Source organism: Capnocytophaga ochracea DSM 7271, assembly GCF_000023285.1.
Lineage (GTDB): Bacteria > Bacteroidota > Bacteroidia > Flavobacteriales > Flavobacteriaceae > Capnocytophaga > Capnocytophaga ochracea.
In genome coordinates, this window is record NC_013162.1 from 1,060,089 (window position 1) to 1,076,781 (window position 16,693).

General features: G+C 42.8%; 15 protein-coding genes. 6 read left to right on the top strand and 9 right to left on the bottom strand.

Going from position 1 to position 16,693, the window contains the following annotated elements:
- Window positions 1–43: 43 nt before the first annotated feature.
- From dnaG to atpD, 3 genes are all read right to left on the bottom strand, one after another.
- A complete protein-coding gene (dnaG, locus tag COCH_RS04580; RefSeq protein WP_015782141.1) occupies window positions 44–2,014 on the bottom strand; it encodes a DNA primase in 1,971 nt (656 codons plus the stop codon).
- A 158-nt stretch (window positions 2,015–2,172) separates the two neighbouring features.
- A complete protein-coding gene (gene atpC / locus COCH_RS04585; RefSeq protein ID WP_015782142.1) occupies window positions 2,173–2,409 on the bottom strand; it encodes an ATP synthase F1 subunit epsilon in 237 nt (78 codons plus the stop codon).
- 179 nt (window positions 2,410–2,588) lie between these two features.
- A complete protein-coding gene (atpD, locus tag COCH_RS04590; protein ID WP_002674457.1) occupies window positions 2,589–4,103 on the bottom strand; it encodes a F0F1 ATP synthase subunit beta in 1,515 nt (504 codons plus the stop codon).
- Between the two features lie 315 nt (window positions 4,104–4,418).
- Between atpD and COCH_RS04595 the strand changes: the two genes are divergently transcribed.
- From COCH_RS04595 to purD, 6 genes are all read left to right on the top strand, one after another.
- A complete protein-coding gene (locus tag COCH_RS04595; protein WP_015782143.1) occupies window positions 4,419–5,156 on the top strand; it encodes a Fic family protein in 738 nt (245 codons plus the stop codon).
- Between the two features lie 114 nt (window positions 5,157–5,270).
- Window positions 5,271–6,473 carry a dicarboxylate/amino acid:cation symporter gene (locus COCH_RS04600; RefSeq protein WP_015782144.1) on the top strand — a complete coding sequence of 401 codons (1,203 nt, stop codon included), beginning with the start codon at window positions 5,271–5,273 and terminating at the stop codon, window positions 6,471–6,473.
- A 227-nt stretch (window positions 6,474–6,700) separates the two neighbouring features.
- Window positions 6,701–7,678: a bile acid:sodium symporter family protein gene (locus COCH_RS04610; protein WP_015782146.1), complete on the top strand. Its 978-nt coding sequence runs from the start codon at window positions 6,701–6,703 to the stop codon at window positions 7,676–7,678.
- Between the two features lie 98 nt (window positions 7,679–7,776).
- Complete coding sequence (gene radC, locus COCH_RS04615; protein WP_015782147.1) at window positions 7,777–8,454, top strand: RadC family protein; 678 nt, start codon at window positions 7,777–7,779, stop codon at window positions 8,452–8,454.
- A gap of 75 nt (window positions 8,455–8,529) precedes the next feature.
- The gene (gene nadE / locus COCH_RS04620; RefSeq protein WP_015782148.1) at window positions 8,530–9,300 is read left to right on the top strand and encodes an NAD(+) synthase; all 771 of its coding nucleotides are present in this window, start codon (window positions 8,530–8,532) and stop codon (window positions 9,298–9,300) included.
- Between the two features lie 100 nt (window positions 9,301–9,400).
- Window positions 9,401–10,672, top strand: coding sequence for a phosphoribosylamine--glycine ligase (gene purD, locus COCH_RS04625; RefSeq protein WP_015782149.1), 1,272 nt, complete (start codon window positions 9,401–9,403; stop codon window positions 10,670–10,672).
- Between the two features lie 60 nt (window positions 10,673–10,732).
- On the opposite strand, the gene COCH_RS04630 is transcribed toward purD, so the two are convergent.
- The 6 genes from COCH_RS04630 to COCH_RS04655 form a co-directional block, all read right to left on the bottom strand.
- Window positions 10,733–11,785 carry an NAD(P)/FAD-dependent oxidoreductase gene (locus COCH_RS04630; RefSeq protein ID WP_015782150.1) on the bottom strand — a complete coding sequence of 351 codons (1,053 nt, stop codon included), beginning with the start codon at window positions 11,783–11,785 and terminating at the stop codon, window positions 10,733–10,735.
- 12 nt (window positions 11,786–11,797) lie between these two features.
- Entirely contained in the window at window positions 11,798–12,544 is a 747-nt protein-coding gene (locus COCH_RS04635; RefSeq protein WP_002674488.1) for an MgtC/SapB family protein, read from the bottom strand.
- A 686-nt stretch (window positions 12,545–13,230) separates the two neighbouring features.
- Complete coding sequence (gene galE, locus COCH_RS04640; RefSeq protein WP_009418161.1) at window positions 13,231–14,256, bottom strand: UDP-glucose 4-epimerase GalE; 1,026 nt, start codon at window positions 14,254–14,256, stop codon at window positions 13,231–13,233.
- 130 nt (window positions 14,257–14,386) lie between these two features.
- Window positions 14,387–14,764, bottom strand: coding sequence for a hypothetical protein (locus COCH_RS04645; protein ID WP_009418167.1), 378 nt, complete (start codon window positions 14,762–14,764; stop codon window positions 14,387–14,389).
- Window positions 14,754–14,993, bottom strand: coding sequence for a hypothetical protein (locus COCH_RS04650; RefSeq protein ID WP_009418182.1), 240 nt, complete (start codon window positions 14,991–14,993; stop codon window positions 14,754–14,756). Before COCH_RS04650 ends, COCH_RS04645 begins: the two co-directional genes overlap by 11 nt.
- A 71-nt stretch (window positions 14,994–15,064) precedes the next feature.
- Window positions 15,065–16,681: a DUF6377 domain-containing protein gene (locus tag COCH_RS04655; protein ID WP_015782152.1), complete on the bottom strand. Its 1,617-nt coding sequence runs from the start codon at window positions 16,679–16,681 to the stop codon at window positions 15,065–15,067.
- Window positions 16,682–16,693: the final 12 nt, after the last annotated feature.

The window sequence follows — 16,693 nt, forward strand, 5'->3', positions numbered from 1 at the left end:
GCAAAGGTACAAAAATAATGAAGAATGACAAAAAGGAGAAGATTTAATAATTTACTATCACATTCAAGCGCTTGCCTAATATTGTTTTTAGTTGGTTATAGCCTATCACCTCTTCCATAATGCTTTTGCGTTCTTCATCTGTTATTTCAGTACGTACTTTCTCTGCTAAATTGTTGATGAGGTGCATTATTAATAGCAAACGAATATTTAGAATGATATCCGAGATAATTCTGTTGAGGTCTCTGTCTTTCTCCTTTGCTACAATATCTCGTTTTAACCAATTGTCTAAATGTCTAAACTCGTCTTCCATTTTCAAATCGGATACCTTAGCACTGAGTTCCACAGGAAGTTCGTTTGCAAACCGATTTACATCATATGAGTCATTTTCCAAGAATTTTGTCATTAGTTGGTCATATATCTGCTTAAAATCGGGGTTAGCGAACTCTATTTCGTCTTCTTGAAGTTCAAGGAATACTTTTTCGTAAACTTTGAGAGTTTGCTGTACTTGTTTTTCTTTGAGGTCGCCGTTTTCTTCTTCTACCAGAATAGTATCGGTGAAAACACAGTCTTCATTCCCTTTAGAAAGAAGAATCTTTATTAAATCGTGTTCTAACACCTCCAAACGGTTTACCGTGCGTTTTTGAGCCTCTTCTGGCGTTTGCACCACTTGCATAGTAGATTGCTTGCGCTCTACTTTTTGTCCTTCATAAAAGTCCTTTTTGAGAATTTGCGCCAAAGTAGAAAAGAGCACTTGCTCCGAGATATCCATAATGGTAGCGCACTCGCGCACATATACTTCCCGCTTGATAAGGTCGGGGATTTTAGAGATACTCTCTACCATATCGCGTATGGTTTCGGCTTTTTTGATAGGGTCGTTTTGTGCCTCTTGCATTAGAAGGGAGGCTTTGAAGCGAATGAAATCGGTGGCGTTGTTTTCGAGGTATAGTACGAGGTCTTCGTAGGCAGTTTTGCGAGCAAAGCTATCGGGGTCGTCTCCCTCGGGGAAGGTACAGACCTTTACATTCATACCCTGTTCCAAGATGAGGTCTACCCCACGAATGGAAGCACGTAAGCCAGCGGCATCGCCGTCGTACAGCACCGTGATGTTGGGGGTAAGGCGGTGAATGAGGCGGATTTGGTCTTGTGTAAGGGCTGTTCCGCTGGAGGCTACCACATTTTCAATGCCTTTTTGATGCATTTGAATCACATCGGTATAGCCTTCCACCAGATAGCAGTTATCGGCTTTGGCGATGGCTTGTTTGGCAAAGAAAATGCCATAGAGCACTTTGCTCTTGTGGTAAATCTCGCTTTCGGGAGAGTTGAGGTATTTGGCTTGTTTCTTATCGTTGGTGAGGATGCGCCCTCCGAAGCCCAATACGCGTCCGCTCATAGAGTGAATGGGGAACATTACGCGCCCTTTGAAGCGGTCGAACTTACGGTCGCCATTGACGATAGTGAGCCCCGTTTTTTCTAAGAACTCCAACTGATAGCCTTTGGCAAGGGCGGTATCGGTGAAGGCAGTCCACTCGTCGGGGGAGAAGCCTAAGCGGAATTTTTGGATTGTTTCCTCGGTAAAACCACGCTCTTTGAAATAGGTCATACCGATAGCCTTACCAGCTTCGGTATTGAAAAGGGAATCTTGAAAATACTGTTGGGCGTATTCTGAGACGATATAGAGACTCTCGCGCTCATCGGCTTGTGCTTTTTCTTCGGAAGACTGCTGAGTTTCTTCAATATCGATATGGTATTTTTTAGCCAAATAGCGAATGGCTTCGGGGTAGGTGAAGTGCTCGTGCTCCATCAGGAAAGCAATAGCATTCCCGCCTTTGCCACTACTGAAGTCTTTCCATATTTGCTTTACGGGTGAGACCATAAAGCTAGGTGTCCGCTCGTTAGAGAACGGACTCAGTCCTTTGTAATTAGACCCTGCACGTTTCAGTTGGACGAAGTCGCCAATGACTTCCTCCACCCGCATTTGGTCGTATACTTTGTCGATAGTGTTTTTTGAAATCACTGTTTTTTAGCTAAGAGATAAGATTTATAGTAAATCTAAAAGGCAAAGTTACACAATTATTTTGGATTCTACAAAAACAAATAACCGACTGCTTTTACAAGAGTCGGTTATTTACATTTAATTTTTTAATTACGATGAAATAAAAAAAAACCTTTCTTTTAGTCTGCTAAAATCACTACTTTGTTTTGGTTGCACTCCAAGGTACCTCCTGTAATAGTGAAATGTTGCAGTTCTTTTTTGCCCTCGAAGAGCTTTACCTCGCCTTCCGTAAGCAATGAGATGATAGGGGCGTGGTGATTTAATATTACAAATGTTCCTTTAGCCCCAGGCACCTTCACCGAGGTTACTTCACCTTTAAACAAAAGGGCTTCAGGAGTAAAGATTTCTACTAACATAAGTGCGAGCCATACGGGCTTTTTTATTAATTTTTCAACTTTGCCAAAGATAGTAGTACGATAGGCATTAAAACTTTGGCAAAGTGTTGTGATGTTATAATTAACATCCCCCAGCCCCCTTCAAAGGGGGAATGTAACGACGTAAAATCGACGTACTTGAGGTCTGTGATAATTAATTATTAAGAGGCTTGTGCTTCGGCAAGCATTTTTTCACCTGCTTCGATTACTTCTTCGATGGTGCCTTTAAGGTTGAAGGCAGCTTCTGGAAGATGGTCGAGTTCGCCGTCGAGAATCATATTAAAGCCTTTGATAGTATCTTTGATATCTACATAAGCTCCTGGTAATCCGGTAAACTGCTCGGCTACGTGGAAAGGCTGTGACAAGAAACGCTGTACGCGACGTGCACGAGCAACGGCTACTTTATCGTCTTCTGAAAGCTCTTCCATACCGAGGATAGCGATAATGTCTTGCAATTGTTTGTAACGTTGTAAGAGCTCTTTCACGCGTTGTGCGCACTCGTAGTGCTCTTTACCCAAAATTTCGGGGGTAAGGATACGCGAAGTAGAATCGAGAGGGTCTACCGCAGGGTAGATACCGAGCTCGGCGATTTTACGCGATAATACGGTTGTAGCATCGAGGTGGGCAAAGGTAGTTGCCGGAGCGGGGTCAGTAAGGTCGTCGGCAGGTACATATACCGCTTGTACTGAGGTGATAGAACCGTGCTTGGTAGAGGTGATGCGCTCTTGCATCGCACCCATTTCGGTAGCCAACGTAGGTTGGTAACCCACCGCTGATGGCATACGACCTAAAAGGGCGGATACCTCAGAACCTGCTTGAGTGAAACGGAAGATATTATCGACGAAGAAAAGCACGTCTTTACCGTGACCTTCGCCAGCACCATCGCGGAAGTACTCGGCAATAGTGAGTCCTGAGAGGGCTACACGCGCACGTGCTCCAGGAGGTTCGTTCATTTGCCCGAAAACGAAGGTTGCTTTGGATTCTTTAAGTGCCTTGCGGTCTACTTTACTCAAATCCCAACCGCCTTTTTCCATCGATTCCATAAAGCCTTCGCCATATTTGATAATGCCCGATTCGAGCATCTCGCGTAGCAGGTCGTTTCCTTCACGGGTACGTTCGCCTACCCCAGCGAATACTGATAGACCGCCGTGCCCTTTGGCGATGTTATTAATCAATTCTTGAATGAGCACCGTTTTACCTACACCCGCACCGCCAAACAGACCGATTTTACCTCCTTTGGCATAAGGTTCGATAAGGTCGATGACTTTGATACCGGTGAAGAGTACTTCGGTAGTGGTGGAGAGTTCTTCGAACTTGGGAGCTTCGCGGTGAATAGGCAAGCCGTTGTCGCCGTCTTTGGGCAGGTTGCCGAGTCCGTCGACCCCGTCACCAATTACGTTGAAGAGGCGACCGTAGATATCGTGTCCTACGGGCATTTTGATAGGACTGCCTGTGGCAATCACTTCGGTGTCGCGGCTAAGTCCTTCGGTGGAGTCCATAGAGATGGCGCGCACCACGTCTTCGCCTATATGCGATTGTACTTCTAATATGAGTTTGGTACCGTCGGGTCTTGTGATTTCTAAGGAATCATAAATGCGTGGGAGTTCATTATCAGAGGCGAACTCTACATCGACCACAGGTCCAATTACTTGTGCTACTTTTCCTTTTTGTAACATTCTTTTTTATTTTTAGTTGTTTAGACCATAGGCGTTAAGCCATAGGTTGTAGGTGTTATGGTTTTAGAAGCTGAGGTCTGAAATATGAGACCTATGAGCAGAAACCTAAATATTGTGCAAATGTAGGGACTTTTTTAAAAAGGGACAAATCTTTGTAATTCTTTTTTAGAAAAATATTTTATTGTAGGTTTTTATAATATTGATTATCAACAGATATAAGGTTTAAATTTTCTTTTTCTTATTGAATTTCAGAACTTGTTTTAGCAAAGGAAGGTGAAAATATTGTATATTTGCCACGTAAAACCTAAAAGTTTAATGAAACACATCTTTACAACAAAACAGCAAGCGTTGGCAGCTCGTATTTTGGAGCATAATCATTTTTCACCCCTAAGTGACTTATATTCTTCGGAAATACAAGACTTGGCGGTGATATGGTCGTTTTACTCTGGGAAGATAGAAGGTAATACTTATACTTTTGTAGAGACGGAAACGCTCTTAAAAGATGGTATTACTTCACCCAGACGCTATGAAGAGGCTAAAATGCTCAAAAACCTTTACAACACTTTTATTTCGGAAGTAGAGTATATCAAAAAAGGGAATACCGAAGAGATTAACAAACGATTGCTTTTTGAGCTACACTCTCGCTTGATTGCTGATTTGATAGATAACCGCGAGAGGGGTATTATCCGCAAACGCGCTGTGCGGATTACTGGAACGGATTATACACCTCCTACTGGGGAGCACCTTATTGAAAAAGCCTTAGACCAGATAATGGAGGAACAGGCTGAAATAGAAAATCCTTTAGAGAAAGCGGTGTTTTTGCATTGCAATATTGCGCGCTTGCAACCTTTTATTGACGGCAATAAGCGCACTTCGCGCTTGGTTGAGAGTATTGTGCTGATGAATGACGATATCGTACCGATTCACACGACTCGCTTAGAGGATATCAATACGTACCGTAAGGCTTTGCTTTCTTTTTATGAAACGAGTGATTACAGTGAATATGCCGATTATTTTCTACAAAAGAAATGGGAGTATCTGCAGAAGTCGTAGGTTGTAGCACGAGTCGTAGCACGACAAGCAGTGCGAGCCGCACGGGCAGAGTGAGTCGTACGAGGCTGATAGTTGTAGTAGATTTATTTTAAGCATAATTTCAATATCTAGAAAATGAAAAATATTTTTAATAATCTTTTGTTTAAGGTGGTTTGTGGTATCCTGTTTGGGATAGCGTTGGGCTATTATGCGCCTGAATGGTTGTACCGCATTCTTATTACTTTTCAGGTGTTGTTTAGCAACTTTTTAAAGTTTGCAATACCGCTGATTTTGATGGGGCTCATTATGCCTTCGATTAGTGATTTGGGTAAAAATGCAGGTAGATTACTGCTTATTACCATAGGAATTGCGTATGCTTTTACGCTTTTCTCGGGTTTTTCTACTTACTTGGTGGGCGAATCTCTTTTTCCTTCGCTATTGCAGGGTGAACAATTGGGTACCATTGTAGATAAAGGAAAGAGTTTGCCTCCTTATTTTACCATTGAGATGCCTCCTTTGGCTGATGTGATGAGTGCTTTGCTGTTTTCTTTTATCATCGGGATTGGGTTGTCGTTTAGAGAAGAATCGAAACTTACAGAGGTGATTAAAGAGTTTGGCGACATTGTGAAATGGCTTATCGTTAGGGCTATTATACCGATATTGCCTATTTATATTATGTGTATTTTTGCTGAAATTACCTTCAACGGACAGGTAATGGCAATAATGAAGGTGTTCTTTAAACTGATTTTGGTTCTTTTTGTGATGCATATTGCTTTGCTCATTATCCAATACCTGATTGCGGGAAGTATTGCAGGGAAGAATCCGTTTAAGGCACTGGCTACGATGCTACCGGCTTATGCGACGGCTTTGGGCACACAATCGTCGGCTGCTACCATTCCTGTAACGTTGAGGCAGGCACTGAAATTAGGCATTTCGCAACGGATAGCGGGATTTGTGATTCCGCTTTGTGCTACGATTCACCTTTCGGGCAGTACGATGAAGATTACGGCTTGTGCGCTTGCCCTGATGATGCTTCAAGGAATGCCTTATGACTTTTCGCTGTTTGCTGGTTTTATAATGATGCTGGGGGTGGTGATGATTGCTGCCCCTGGGGTACCGGGAGGGGCTATTATGGCTGCTTTGGGAGTGCTGAACAGTATTCTTGGTTTTAATGAGGCGCAACAGGGACTAATGATTGCACTTTATATAGCGATGGATAGCTTTGGCACGGCTTGTAATGTAACGGGTGACGGTGCAGTAGCTTTGATAGTTGATAAATGCGGGAAAAATGAAGTGCGAGCCGCACAGGCAAGGAGAAATGAGAAAATTAGCAAATGAGAGAATTAGAGAATTAGATAATGAGAAAATTAACAGATTGGAAGATGGAGACGAAAAGAAACGAAACGGTTCAGAAGACTTGGAAGGGTATAGGAAGAGTGGTCTTAGCTTATAGAAAGCTTATAGGAAGCTTATACGAATCTTGAACGATGAGTATAGAAATGGTATATAAATATTTAGATATCAGTTTTTTACGGGAACTAAAACAATAGTTAAAACGAAAGTAAATGACAAACTCACACAAATTTTTTGTTAAAAACGCTTTTTTGTGGCTCTTGGTACTAATGGTACTTATGGGCTACCTTATTCCTTATCGTGAAAGCTATAACGTTTACTTTAATTTAGGAACCTTTATCGATTGGGGGATTGTGATTATCTTCCTGCTCTACGGACTCAAACTGAACTTGCGAGAAGTGCTGAACGACGTTAAGAACTGGAAGCTACACTTGCTGGTACAAATAGCTACCTTTGTGCTGTTTCCGCTCTTGGTAATGCCTTTTTACAAGATAGCACAGGGCACAGAATTCTATGTGTTGTGGCTTTCGATATACTTTTTGGCTTGCTTGCCGTCTACCGTATCGTCATCGGTAGTGATGGTGTCTATCGCAAAAGGGAACGTGCCCTCAGCGATTTTTAACGCTTCTATCTCGGGGCTCATAGGAATCTTTGCTACCCCTATGCTAATGCACCCTTTTATGGAAAGCAGTAGTGGAGGGGCAGTAGACCAAGTAGCAATTATACAGCAATTATTATTAAAAGTGCTGTTGCCGATAGTATTAGGGCTCTTGCTTAATCCGCTGTGCAAGAAGTTTATAGAGCGTTATGGCAAACTGATAGGCAAGTTTGATAGACTTATTATCCTGCTGATTGTCTACGAGAGCTTTTCGACGGCTTTTGTAAACCGTATATTTGGCAGTGTCCCACCGATTACTTTTGCGATTATCGCGGTAGCAGTGGTGGGAATGTTTTTCATTGTATACTATCTCTTGCAATGGGCATCGCACCGTTTGCACTTTAACCGCGAAGATACGATTACTACTACTTTTTGTGGCTCGAAGAAATCGTTAGTACACGGGAGTCTCTTTATGATGGTATTGGGTATTCCCGACGATAACAAAGTGATGTTCCTCTTGCCGATAATGCTTTATCACAGCTTTCAGCTGTTTTATGTGAGCTGGCTGGCGAATAGGATAGGTAATAGGTAACAAGTAACAGGTTTCAGGTAAAGCGAGGGAGTTGGTGCAGCTGGGTATGTGAGTAAAAGGAAACACGTTGCAAACTATAACGGCTAATAACTAAAATTATGACCATTAAAAACTGGGCGGATACCGATAAACCGCGTGAGAAGATGATTTCGCAGGGTAAAACAGCCCTTAGTAATGCCGAGCTTTTGGCGATACTATTAGGCTCGGGGTCGGCAGATGAGAGTGCTGTGGAGCTGAGTAGGCGCATTTTGGCTTCGGTGAATAATAGCTTGACGACTTTGGGCAAACAGAGTTTGCAACAATTACAAGCCTTCAAAGGTATTGGACAGGCAAAAGCCATTACCATTCTCGCTGCTACCGAAATGGGCAGGCGACGCGCTGCCGAAACCCCCGAACCACAGCCCAAAATAGAGGTAGCTCATAACGTTTTTGTCCTAATGCAACCTCTCATAGGCGAGTTGCCCCACGAGGAATTTTGGGTACTTTACCTCAATAGCACCAATCGTGTGATACACAAAGCACGACTTTTTTCAGGAGGGATTACCCATACTACCGTAGATGTGCGACTGCTCTTCAAAACAGCGTTGGAGCAAGGAGCTATTGCGTTGATATTAGTACACAACCACCCTTCGGGTAGCACCACTCCCAGCAAGGAAGATATCGAACTCACCCAGAGAGTAAAAACAGCAGGAGAAATGTTAGACATCAAACTCTTAGACCACGTAATCGTTACCGAGAAAGAGTATTTGAGTTTTTTGGACGAAAGGCTTTTCTAATGGTGAATGATAAATTTGCTGATTTGGTAATAATGTAGTATTTTTGTCGCCATAAGAGTTAAACACTTCAATATAATGGAAAATATAGCTTCTCAAATAATTAATTGGATGAAGACCTACGCCGAGAACGCTCGTGTAAAAGGGTTAGTCATAGGCGTATCGGGCGGGGTAGACTCGGCAGTCGTCTCTACCCTTTGTGCGCGTACAGGCTTACCTACTCTCTGCCTCGAAATGCCTATTCACCAAGCTGAAAGCCACGTGAGCCGCGCCCAAGAGCATATAGAGTTTCTCAAAGCACATTATCCTAATGTGAACAATCTGAGGGTAGACCTCACTCCTGTATTCGACCAATTTGTGACACAAATACCCCCTACCGATAAATCTACTTACGAAATGGCACTTGCCAACACTCGTGCACGCCTGCGAATGACAACCCTTTACTATTTTGCAGGACTCGAAGGCTATATAGTAGTAGGCACGGGCAATAAGATTGAAGATTTTGGAGTAGGGTTCTTTACTAAATACGGCGACGGTGGGGTAGACATCAGCCCCATAGCCGACCTGATGAAAAGCGAAGTGTACAAACTTGGCAAATACTTGCAAATTCCCCAAAGTATTCTCAAAGCAAAACCTTCCGACGGACTCTTTGGCGACGACCGTAGCGATGAAGACCAACTGAAAGCTACTTACGATGAGCTGGAATGGGCAATGCTCCAAACAGAGCAAGGCAAAAAAGCTGAGGAATTTAGAGGTAGAGAGCGTGAAGTATTCGAGATATACACCCGCCTCAACCGTGCTAACCAACACAAAATGCAACCCATACCGTATTGTAAAATTAGCAAATGAGAAAATTAGCAAATGAGTAGCGGTGCTATTTAATTGACAAATCGACACATTGACAAATTGATAGATTAAATGCCTGTGCGGCTCGCACCAAATTAACAAAATGAATATACTTATCTTAGGCTCTGGCGGTCGCGAACACGCTTTTGCCGTAAAATTACACCAAAGTCCGCTATGCGACACCTTGTATATCGCCCCTGGTAATGGGGGTACTCACACCGTAGCTACCAATGTAGCTATCAGCCCTACCGACTTCCCAGCACTGAAAGCCTTTGTACTCGAAAGACAGATTGCAATCGTAGTGGTAGGCCCGGAAGACCCCTTAGTGCAAGGAGTGTACGATTTCTTTACTGCCGACCCTGCCCTTGCCCGCGTGCAAGTGATAGGTCCCTCACAGCAAGGCGCTACTCTTGAAGGAAGTAAAGAGTTCGCCAAAGAGTTTATGGTACGTCACCATATTCCCACAGCTAAATATGCGAGCTTTACTAAGGATACAGTGGAAGAAGGTTGTGCTTTCCTCAGCACGATGAAAGCCCCTTATGTACTGAAAGCCGATGGTTTGGCTGCTGGTAAAGGAGTTGTTATCTTAGATAACTTAACAGAAGCCCAAGCCGAATTGCGCCGTATGCTCATCAACGAGAAATTTGGGAAAGCAAGTACTAAGGTGGTGATTGAAGAATTCCTTAACGGCATTGAGCTCAGTTGCTTTGTCCTCACCGATGGGGTAGACTATAAGATATTGCCTACCGCCAAAGACTATAAGCGCATAGGCGAAGGTGATACAGGGCTCAACACTGGCGGTATGGGGGCTGTTTCGCCGGTGCCTTTCGCCGATGAAGCCTTTATGCAGAAGATTGAAGAGCGCATCGTAAAACCTACTATTGTAGGATTGCACAAGGAAGGTATCGTATATAAAGGTTTTGTGTTTATCGGACTCATAAAAGTAGACGGCGAGCCTTACGTGATAGAATACAATGTGCGTATGGGAGACCCCGAAACCGAAGCTGTTCTCCCCCGTATAGAAAGCGACCTCATTCCGCTTTTCCAATCTCTTTACAACGCCACTTTGGCTTCACAAGAGCTGAAAGTAACCCCGCAGAGCGCTACTACGGTGGTAATGGTATCGGGTGGATATCCTGAGGATTACCAGAAAGGAAAAGAGATTACAGGCACTGAAAAAGCTGTTGGTAGCACTGTATATCACGCAGGCACTGCTTTGAAGGACGGCAAACTCCTCACCGCTGGCGGTCGCGTACTCGCCATTACTTCGCTTGGTGATGATTTCAAAGAAGCCTTACAACGCTCCTACGACAATATCAGTAAGATACAGTTTGAAGGTGCTTACTGGCGGAAAGACATTGGAAAAGACCTTTAAATGAGTTAAGTATTAAGAAGAAATAGGGAAGAGTTGCAGAACACAACTCTTCCCTATTTTTTATCTTCTAAGTCGTTTAGCGAAACGCGCTATGTTCATCTCTTTAGGAATCTCTTTCTCTTCGTACACCGCTTCATAAAGTGTCTTAGCACAGAAGGGAGCATTGAGCACTCCCCTTGTCCCTAAACCGTTCAGCACCCAAAGATGAGGATACAACGGGTGGTTCCCTATTAAAGGTCTCCTATCAGCTACCGTGGGGCGTAAAGCCGCTTGGTGTGAGATAATTTCAAAAGAACAACGCACCATCTTGCGCAGTTTATCTAGTAGTTCTGTGCGAGCTCCCTCTGTAATCGTATCTGTAAGGTCTTCGGGGTCATAAGTTGCTCCCATAATATAAGTATCTCCCCCTAACGGAATGATACTACCATCACTTTTTAGGATAGTGTGCAACTGTAAATCGGGAGCGTAAAAGGTAAGGGTCTCACCTTTACAAGGGCGCATTGGCAAAGAACTGAAATAAGGATTTTTACTAATGCCACATCCCTCACAAAACACTATATTGCGGGCTTCCACTCCCCGATATACCACGTGTGTATCGCAAATCTCAAGTGCTTCATAATCGAAAGTCTTACCGTGATAAACTCCTTCTTCCTGCCAACGTCTAAGGCATTCCGATAAGTACTTCTTCACTTCCACTCTCCCCGTACGCATTACTTCTCCAAGAAGAAAAGGAGCTGGCACTGCGGGATTGGTTTCGGGCACTAATGCAGTGCTGAGGTAACCCGAAAGCAAGGGCTGGTCAGCAGCAGTGAACCAGTTGTTTTGTTCTTCTACCGAAGCAAACTTTCGGAGCACAGGCATTGATATATGAAAAGAAACACCCGTTTTAGCCTCTATTTCCGCATAAAACGGCTCAATCATACTCATTACTTCTTCGGCTCGCCATATAGGAGTAAATCGCTTTAAAACTACGGGATTATACACCCCTCCCGCAATCAAACTAGCTACTTGTGAGCGGTCGGCTATCAAACAAAAGCTCTTGCCGTGTTTTTCCAAAAAGTTAGCAAAAGTAACACCTGCTAAGCCTCCGCCTATAATAATAAAATCGTACATACCAATGCGCTCTTACTGTATTTGCGAAACTGCCGCAATCCCTTCTTTAGCCGAAAGCAAACTCACCACACTGCCTATACTCAAAACATCAGCGGTAGCAATCGTAAAGGTAAGTGTGTGATTTTCGACGTCCTTTTCTACTTTTGTTATACTCATTGACTTGCGTCGGAAAATAGCCGAGCAGATTTCTATAGTTTCAGCTACATTTAGTTCTTCTTCCTCATAAGTAACCTGAAAAACTCCTACAAAATTTCTCTTGATGAGCTGTGATTCCACTCTTTTGAGGAATATCATAATGATAAGCATAAAAGCGATAGCCACCACAGCGATATTGTAAAAACCCCAGCCAATACCCAAGCCTACGCAACCCGTAGCCCAGATACCCGCTGCGGTAGTCATTCCCGCAATACTTTCTCCGCGTTCTTTAATAATGCTACCAGCTCCTAAAAAGCCTATCCCGCTAATCACCTGCGCACCCAAACGCCCTAAATCGCTTTTGAAAAGAGCAGCCAGTTCAGGAAAATGTGCGTTAAAGTCAATAAGACTAACGCGTAATTGGTCTTGAATCATCGAAACTACCGCAGAGCCAAAGCACACGAGTATATATGTGCGAAAACCAGCGGGCTTGTGCTTGCGTTCTCGTTCAAAGCCTACCAATCCGCCAAAGACTATTGCTAAAAGCAAGCGGAAGCACACCACCCCAAGGGAGAGTTCTCCTACGAAGTGTGTATTAGAAAAATCGTTTAAAAGCTCGTTCATAATCTAATCATATAATGAGCGGTAAAGGGACTATCTGAGTTTCCTCAGTCAGTCCCTTCCCTTTCTTAATCCAAAAATTGTTATTAACTTTTTTATCATCTACCCTTCACCACATTCCCTCTTTAAAAGGTTGTTCACGATAGCCAAGTAAGTGAATAGTAAGACGTTATCTCCTAGTACCTATGGTATAAGGCCTCACACCTCCCCATTTACTAATTTTCAAATTTGCTAATTCTCTAATTTTTCTTTCCCCTTTTCGTCGCTACATTCCCCCTCTCTGAGGGGGCAAGGGGGAGGTTTCTTTTGATTTTTCGTCACACTCCCTCCTAGTGCCTATGGCCTGAGGCCTAGTGCCTTTTCTCTTTCTTTCGCCTCGAAACCCTCTTTTTACCATTTTTAGCCTTGTCGTATCACAGTATGAATCAACTACTTATATACCCTTTCTATAACAATCGTCCAAGATTCGTATAAGCTTCCTATAAGCTCTCTATAAGCTAACCCCACCCATCTTACACCCTTTTTTCATCAAATTCTCTCCCAGCCTCCTTTTGAAAATCTCCGTTTCCTTCCGAAACCCCTAACCTGTCCGATTTGTCCAACAAGCTAAACCTGTCAAAACCATTTTTATTACTACCCATTTTCTAATTTTCTAATCTGCTAATTTGCTAATTTCCCCGCCTGTCGTGCTACGACCGACCTCGTACTTTCTGTTCCCATTGCCAAGCCGAGCGCATCGCATCGTCCAAAGAGCTTTGGGCTTTCCAACCGAGTACGTTATTAGCCTTATCAGTGTTAGCATAAGCAGCGGTGATATCACCAGCTCGTCTACCTACAATTTGGTAGTTCAATTTCTTGCCCGATACCCGTTCAAAGCTTTGAATAACTTCCAAAATAGTACTACCTTTACCTGTTCCTATATTGAAGACCTCATAGTTTTCAGTATTCTTGCTTTCTAATAGGCGTTGAAGCGCAATCACGTGAGCTTTCGCCAAATCTACTACGTGAATATAATCGCGAATGCAAGTGCCATCGGGGGTAGGGTAGTCGCCACCGAAAACCGAGAGTTTCTCGCGCAAACCTATTGCCGTTTGGGTGATATAAGGCACTAAGTTCTGAGGTACGCCTAAGGGCAGTTCGCCTATTTCAGCCGAAGGGTGTGCCCCAATAGGGTTAAAGTAGCGCAAAGCAATTGCATTGAGCGAAGGAGTAACCTTGCAAGTATCGCTGATAATCTCCTCACTGATTTGTTTGGTATTACCATAAGGTGATTCGGCTTTCTTCACAGGAGCATTCTCAGTGATAGGCAACTCATCTGCCTGACCGTATACGGTGCAAGACGAACTGAAAATGAAGTGTGCTTTGGGCAACTTGCTCAGTTCTTGCAAGAGGTATACAAGGCTGGTAAGGTTATTTTCGTAATACAAAAGTGGTTTCTCCACGCTCTCACCTACCGCTTTAGAGGCAGCAAAGTGAATCACCCCTTGCACATCGCGATGACGCTTGAAGAAATCTTGTACATCGGCTTTATCACGCAAGTCGAATTTCTCGAATACGGGCATTTTACCTGTAATTTTAGCAATGTGGTCTTTTACATTTTCTTGGGCATTGGAAAGGTTATCAATGATAACCACATCAAAGCCTGCGTTTTGTAATTCTACAACGGTATGAGAGCCAATAAAGCCCAACCCGCCTGTTACTACTATTTTTTTCATTTGTTTATTAATTTCTTTTGGTTGTATTTCTTTATTACTTATTGCACTTTTTTCTCAACCTTATCACGTTCTTTGGTACCTATCTTACCGATGTACTTATCTTCTATTTCATCTAAGATGTATATTTTCATCATTTATTTTTAAGGTTTTCCTCTTCTTGTTCTCGATATTCTTTTACAAAATCTTTAAAAGGGGTAATATCAATAGTTGAAAAATCTGATTTGTCATAAATAGAAATTAAAAGGACAGACGTGGTTTCTTCATCTGTTGCTATATTGAGAATTACTTCGTGAGTAATCACTCTTGCTCCTCCTCTTTTGCCTTGTTTTTTAGAAGATATTTTAAGACGTATCTTCCTATATCCACCTCCTAAACTATTGCCTAAAAGTGGATTTTCTTCATATTCTTTTTTTAGTTCCTCAATGTCTTGTTTGAGGCTCTTGTACTTTTTAGCTAAAGTTTTTAATTCTTTAGCAAAATTGGGAGTTGCTTTAAATTTATAGTTCATTGAGCAATTCGTCTAAATCAATAGCTTCTTTTTTGCCAGCACGTATGTCGTCAGCCTCTTTTAACGCTTTAAAAAAACGTTTTTTGAGTTCTTTTTGTTCATTAAGTACAACATTTGATTTTGTACTATTTTCTTTAGTTTTAGTAATCGACACAAAATCAAGATTCTTAACGAATTCTATAAATGATAAAGCTTGCGGACTATTGTCTATGGTGATTGTGTAAGTCATTTGTTTTTATTTTATCGCCACAAAGGTACAAAAAAAGAAATGATTAGCAATAAAGTAGCTTACTTTTTGTGTTATTTCTTGCCTATTTTCATTACTTTTTCTTCAAAAGTTTCTCTCGGTACGATAGCTTTATTGCGCACGCGGGTGCGATAGTTGTAAATCGTATTGGTGGAATAGTGCAAGAAAGTGGCTATTTTAGAGCTATCGGTGATGCCTAAGCGGATAAGGGCAAAGATGCGCAACTCGGGGGTCATTTCGTGAGGTTTGGGGGCAAAACGCTCGTCTTCGGCTAATAGAGCGTTGAACTCGGTGATAAAGTGTGGGAATAGATGTAAGAAAATATCGTCGAACAGCTTGTAGAACTCTTTCAGCTCTTGCTCTATCATCTCGGTAGAGCGGAGTACTTTGTTGAGTTCGTCCCAATTGCGGTCTTTTGCCTTTTTGACGAGCATTTTTTGATATTTTTCTAATTTGCTGATGTACACCGAGCATAAGTTGAAAAACTCGCCTATATAGGCTTCTTTTACTTCGTTGCTTTCGTTGAGTTGGGTTACTACCTCGCGCAAATGTTCGTTGAGTTGCTCTAAATCTCGGTTTTTGTGGTAGAGTTCCTTGCGTATTTTGGCGATGCGCTTCATTTGGCGGGTAACCAATACTACGGCAATAATGAGGAAAACGGCAAACAACCCTACTAACAGCAAGGCGTTGCGCAATTTGGTATTCTGACTGTGAATGCGTTCCTGATAGGCTTTTTCGATAATGGGGAAAATCTTCATCACCTCATCGGAACGCAGTTGAGCATTGCAAAAAGTAGCGTCTTCCATCGCCGATTTGATACAAGTGTAAGCGTTCTCTACTTCGCCTAATTGAAAGAGCGCTGAGGCAAGTTCGAGCATCGAGGCGTTTTCTTTAATGGCATCTTTGATGTCGCAACTCGCCGAAATAGCAAAGTATTCTATTTGTTTAGGCACATTCTTTTTCTTTTTGTAGAGCGTGCCAAGCACATAGCCTAATACGGCTTTTTCGTGTTCATCGGTGTGCATTAGGGCAAAGCGGTCGAGGAGGAGTTTTTCGGCTTCGTCATACCTGCCAGCATCGGTAAGCACACCGGCATAGAGGAGGATATAGTGAGTGGAATTCTTATCTACTAAGTTGAGGAGGAGGTCGCGGTAAGCATTGCTTTTAGCGATATAGGTTTTGGCATCGGGGTTGTTGAAAGCGTAGTTGTTGTAGAGATTGAGGTAGCAGTTGTAGTACTGAATGAGCTGAGGTTTTTGCAGTTGCTCTTTATCAATAGCTCTGAGCAGGTCGGCAGCATCTAAGTAGTTGCCTGAAATGATGTACAGAGAGGCGAGTGAAAGGCGGGAATCGTTTTGGAGGTCGGTTTTTTGGAGTTCTTCAGCGATGCGGATATTCTCTTTCACGTAGTACACCGCCGAGTCGGATATATAAGTTTTAAACTCGTCGAAGAGGCGTTGGTTGATAGCATAGCGTTGTTCAGCAGAGGCATTGGGCACTCGTAACAAGTCGATAGCTTCCTTTATTTTGCGTTTTTTTTGCTGCGTGTAGTTATCTTTCTGTTTGATAAGTGCAGTGAGGTTGTGAATGAGCGTTTGATTTTGCGCCATTTGCGCCAAAGCGCAGTAGGGGAGTAGTAGGAGGGTTATGATAAGGCTTTTGTACTTCATTTTCAAACATTA

Bases quoted from the DNA above. Each gene is read 5' to 3' on its own strand.
- atpD (WP_002674457.1), bottom strand. From the start codon at position 4,103: ATGTTACAAAAAGGAAAAGTAGCACAAGTAATTGGACCTGTGGTCGAT.
- COCH_RS04655 (WP_015782152.1), bottom strand. From the start codon at position 16,681: ATGAAGTACAAAAGCCTTATCATAACCCTCCTACTACTCCCCTACTGC.
- atpC (WP_015782142.1), bottom strand. From the start codon at position 2,409: ATGTTAGTAGAAATCTTTACTCCTGAAGCCCTTTTGTTTAAAGGTGAA.
- COCH_RS04645 (WP_009418167.1), bottom strand. From the start codon at position 14,764: ATGAACTATAAATTTAAAGCAACTCCCAATTTTGCTAAAGAATTAAAA.
- COCH_RS04600 (WP_015782144.1), top strand. From the start codon at position 5,271: ATGAAAAATATTTTTAATAATCTTTTGTTTAAGGTGGTTTGTGGTATC.
- COCH_RS04635 (WP_002674488.1), bottom strand. From the start codon at position 12,544: ATGAACGAGCTTTTAAACGATTTTTCTAATACACACTTCGTAGGAGAA.
- galE (WP_009418161.1), bottom strand. From the start codon at position 14,256: ATGAAAAAAATAGTAGTAACAGGCGGGTTGGGCTTTATTGGCTCTCAT.
- COCH_RS04630 (WP_015782150.1), bottom strand. From the start codon at position 11,785: ATGTACGATTTTATTATTATAGGCGGAGGCTTAGCAGGTGTTACTTTT.
- purD (WP_015782149.1), top strand. From the start codon at position 9,401: ATGAATATACTTATCTTAGGCTCTGGCGGTCGCGAACACGCTTTTGCC.
- radC (WP_015782147.1), top strand. From the start codon at position 7,777: ATGACCATTAAAAACTGGGCGGATACCGATAAACCGCGTGAGAAGATG.
- COCH_RS04610 (WP_015782146.1), top strand. From the start codon at position 6,701: ATGACAAACTCACACAAATTTTTTGTTAAAAACGCTTTTTTGTGGCTC.
- nadE (WP_015782148.1), top strand. From the start codon at position 8,530: ATGGAAAATATAGCTTCTCAAATAATTAATTGGATGAAGACCTACGCC.
- COCH_RS04595 (WP_015782143.1), top strand. From the start codon at position 4,419: ATGAAACACATCTTTACAACAAAACAGCAAGCGTTGGCAGCTCGTATT.
- COCH_RS04650 (WP_009418182.1), bottom strand. From the start codon at position 14,993: ATGACTTACACAATCACCATAGACAATAGTCCGCAAGCTTTATCATTT.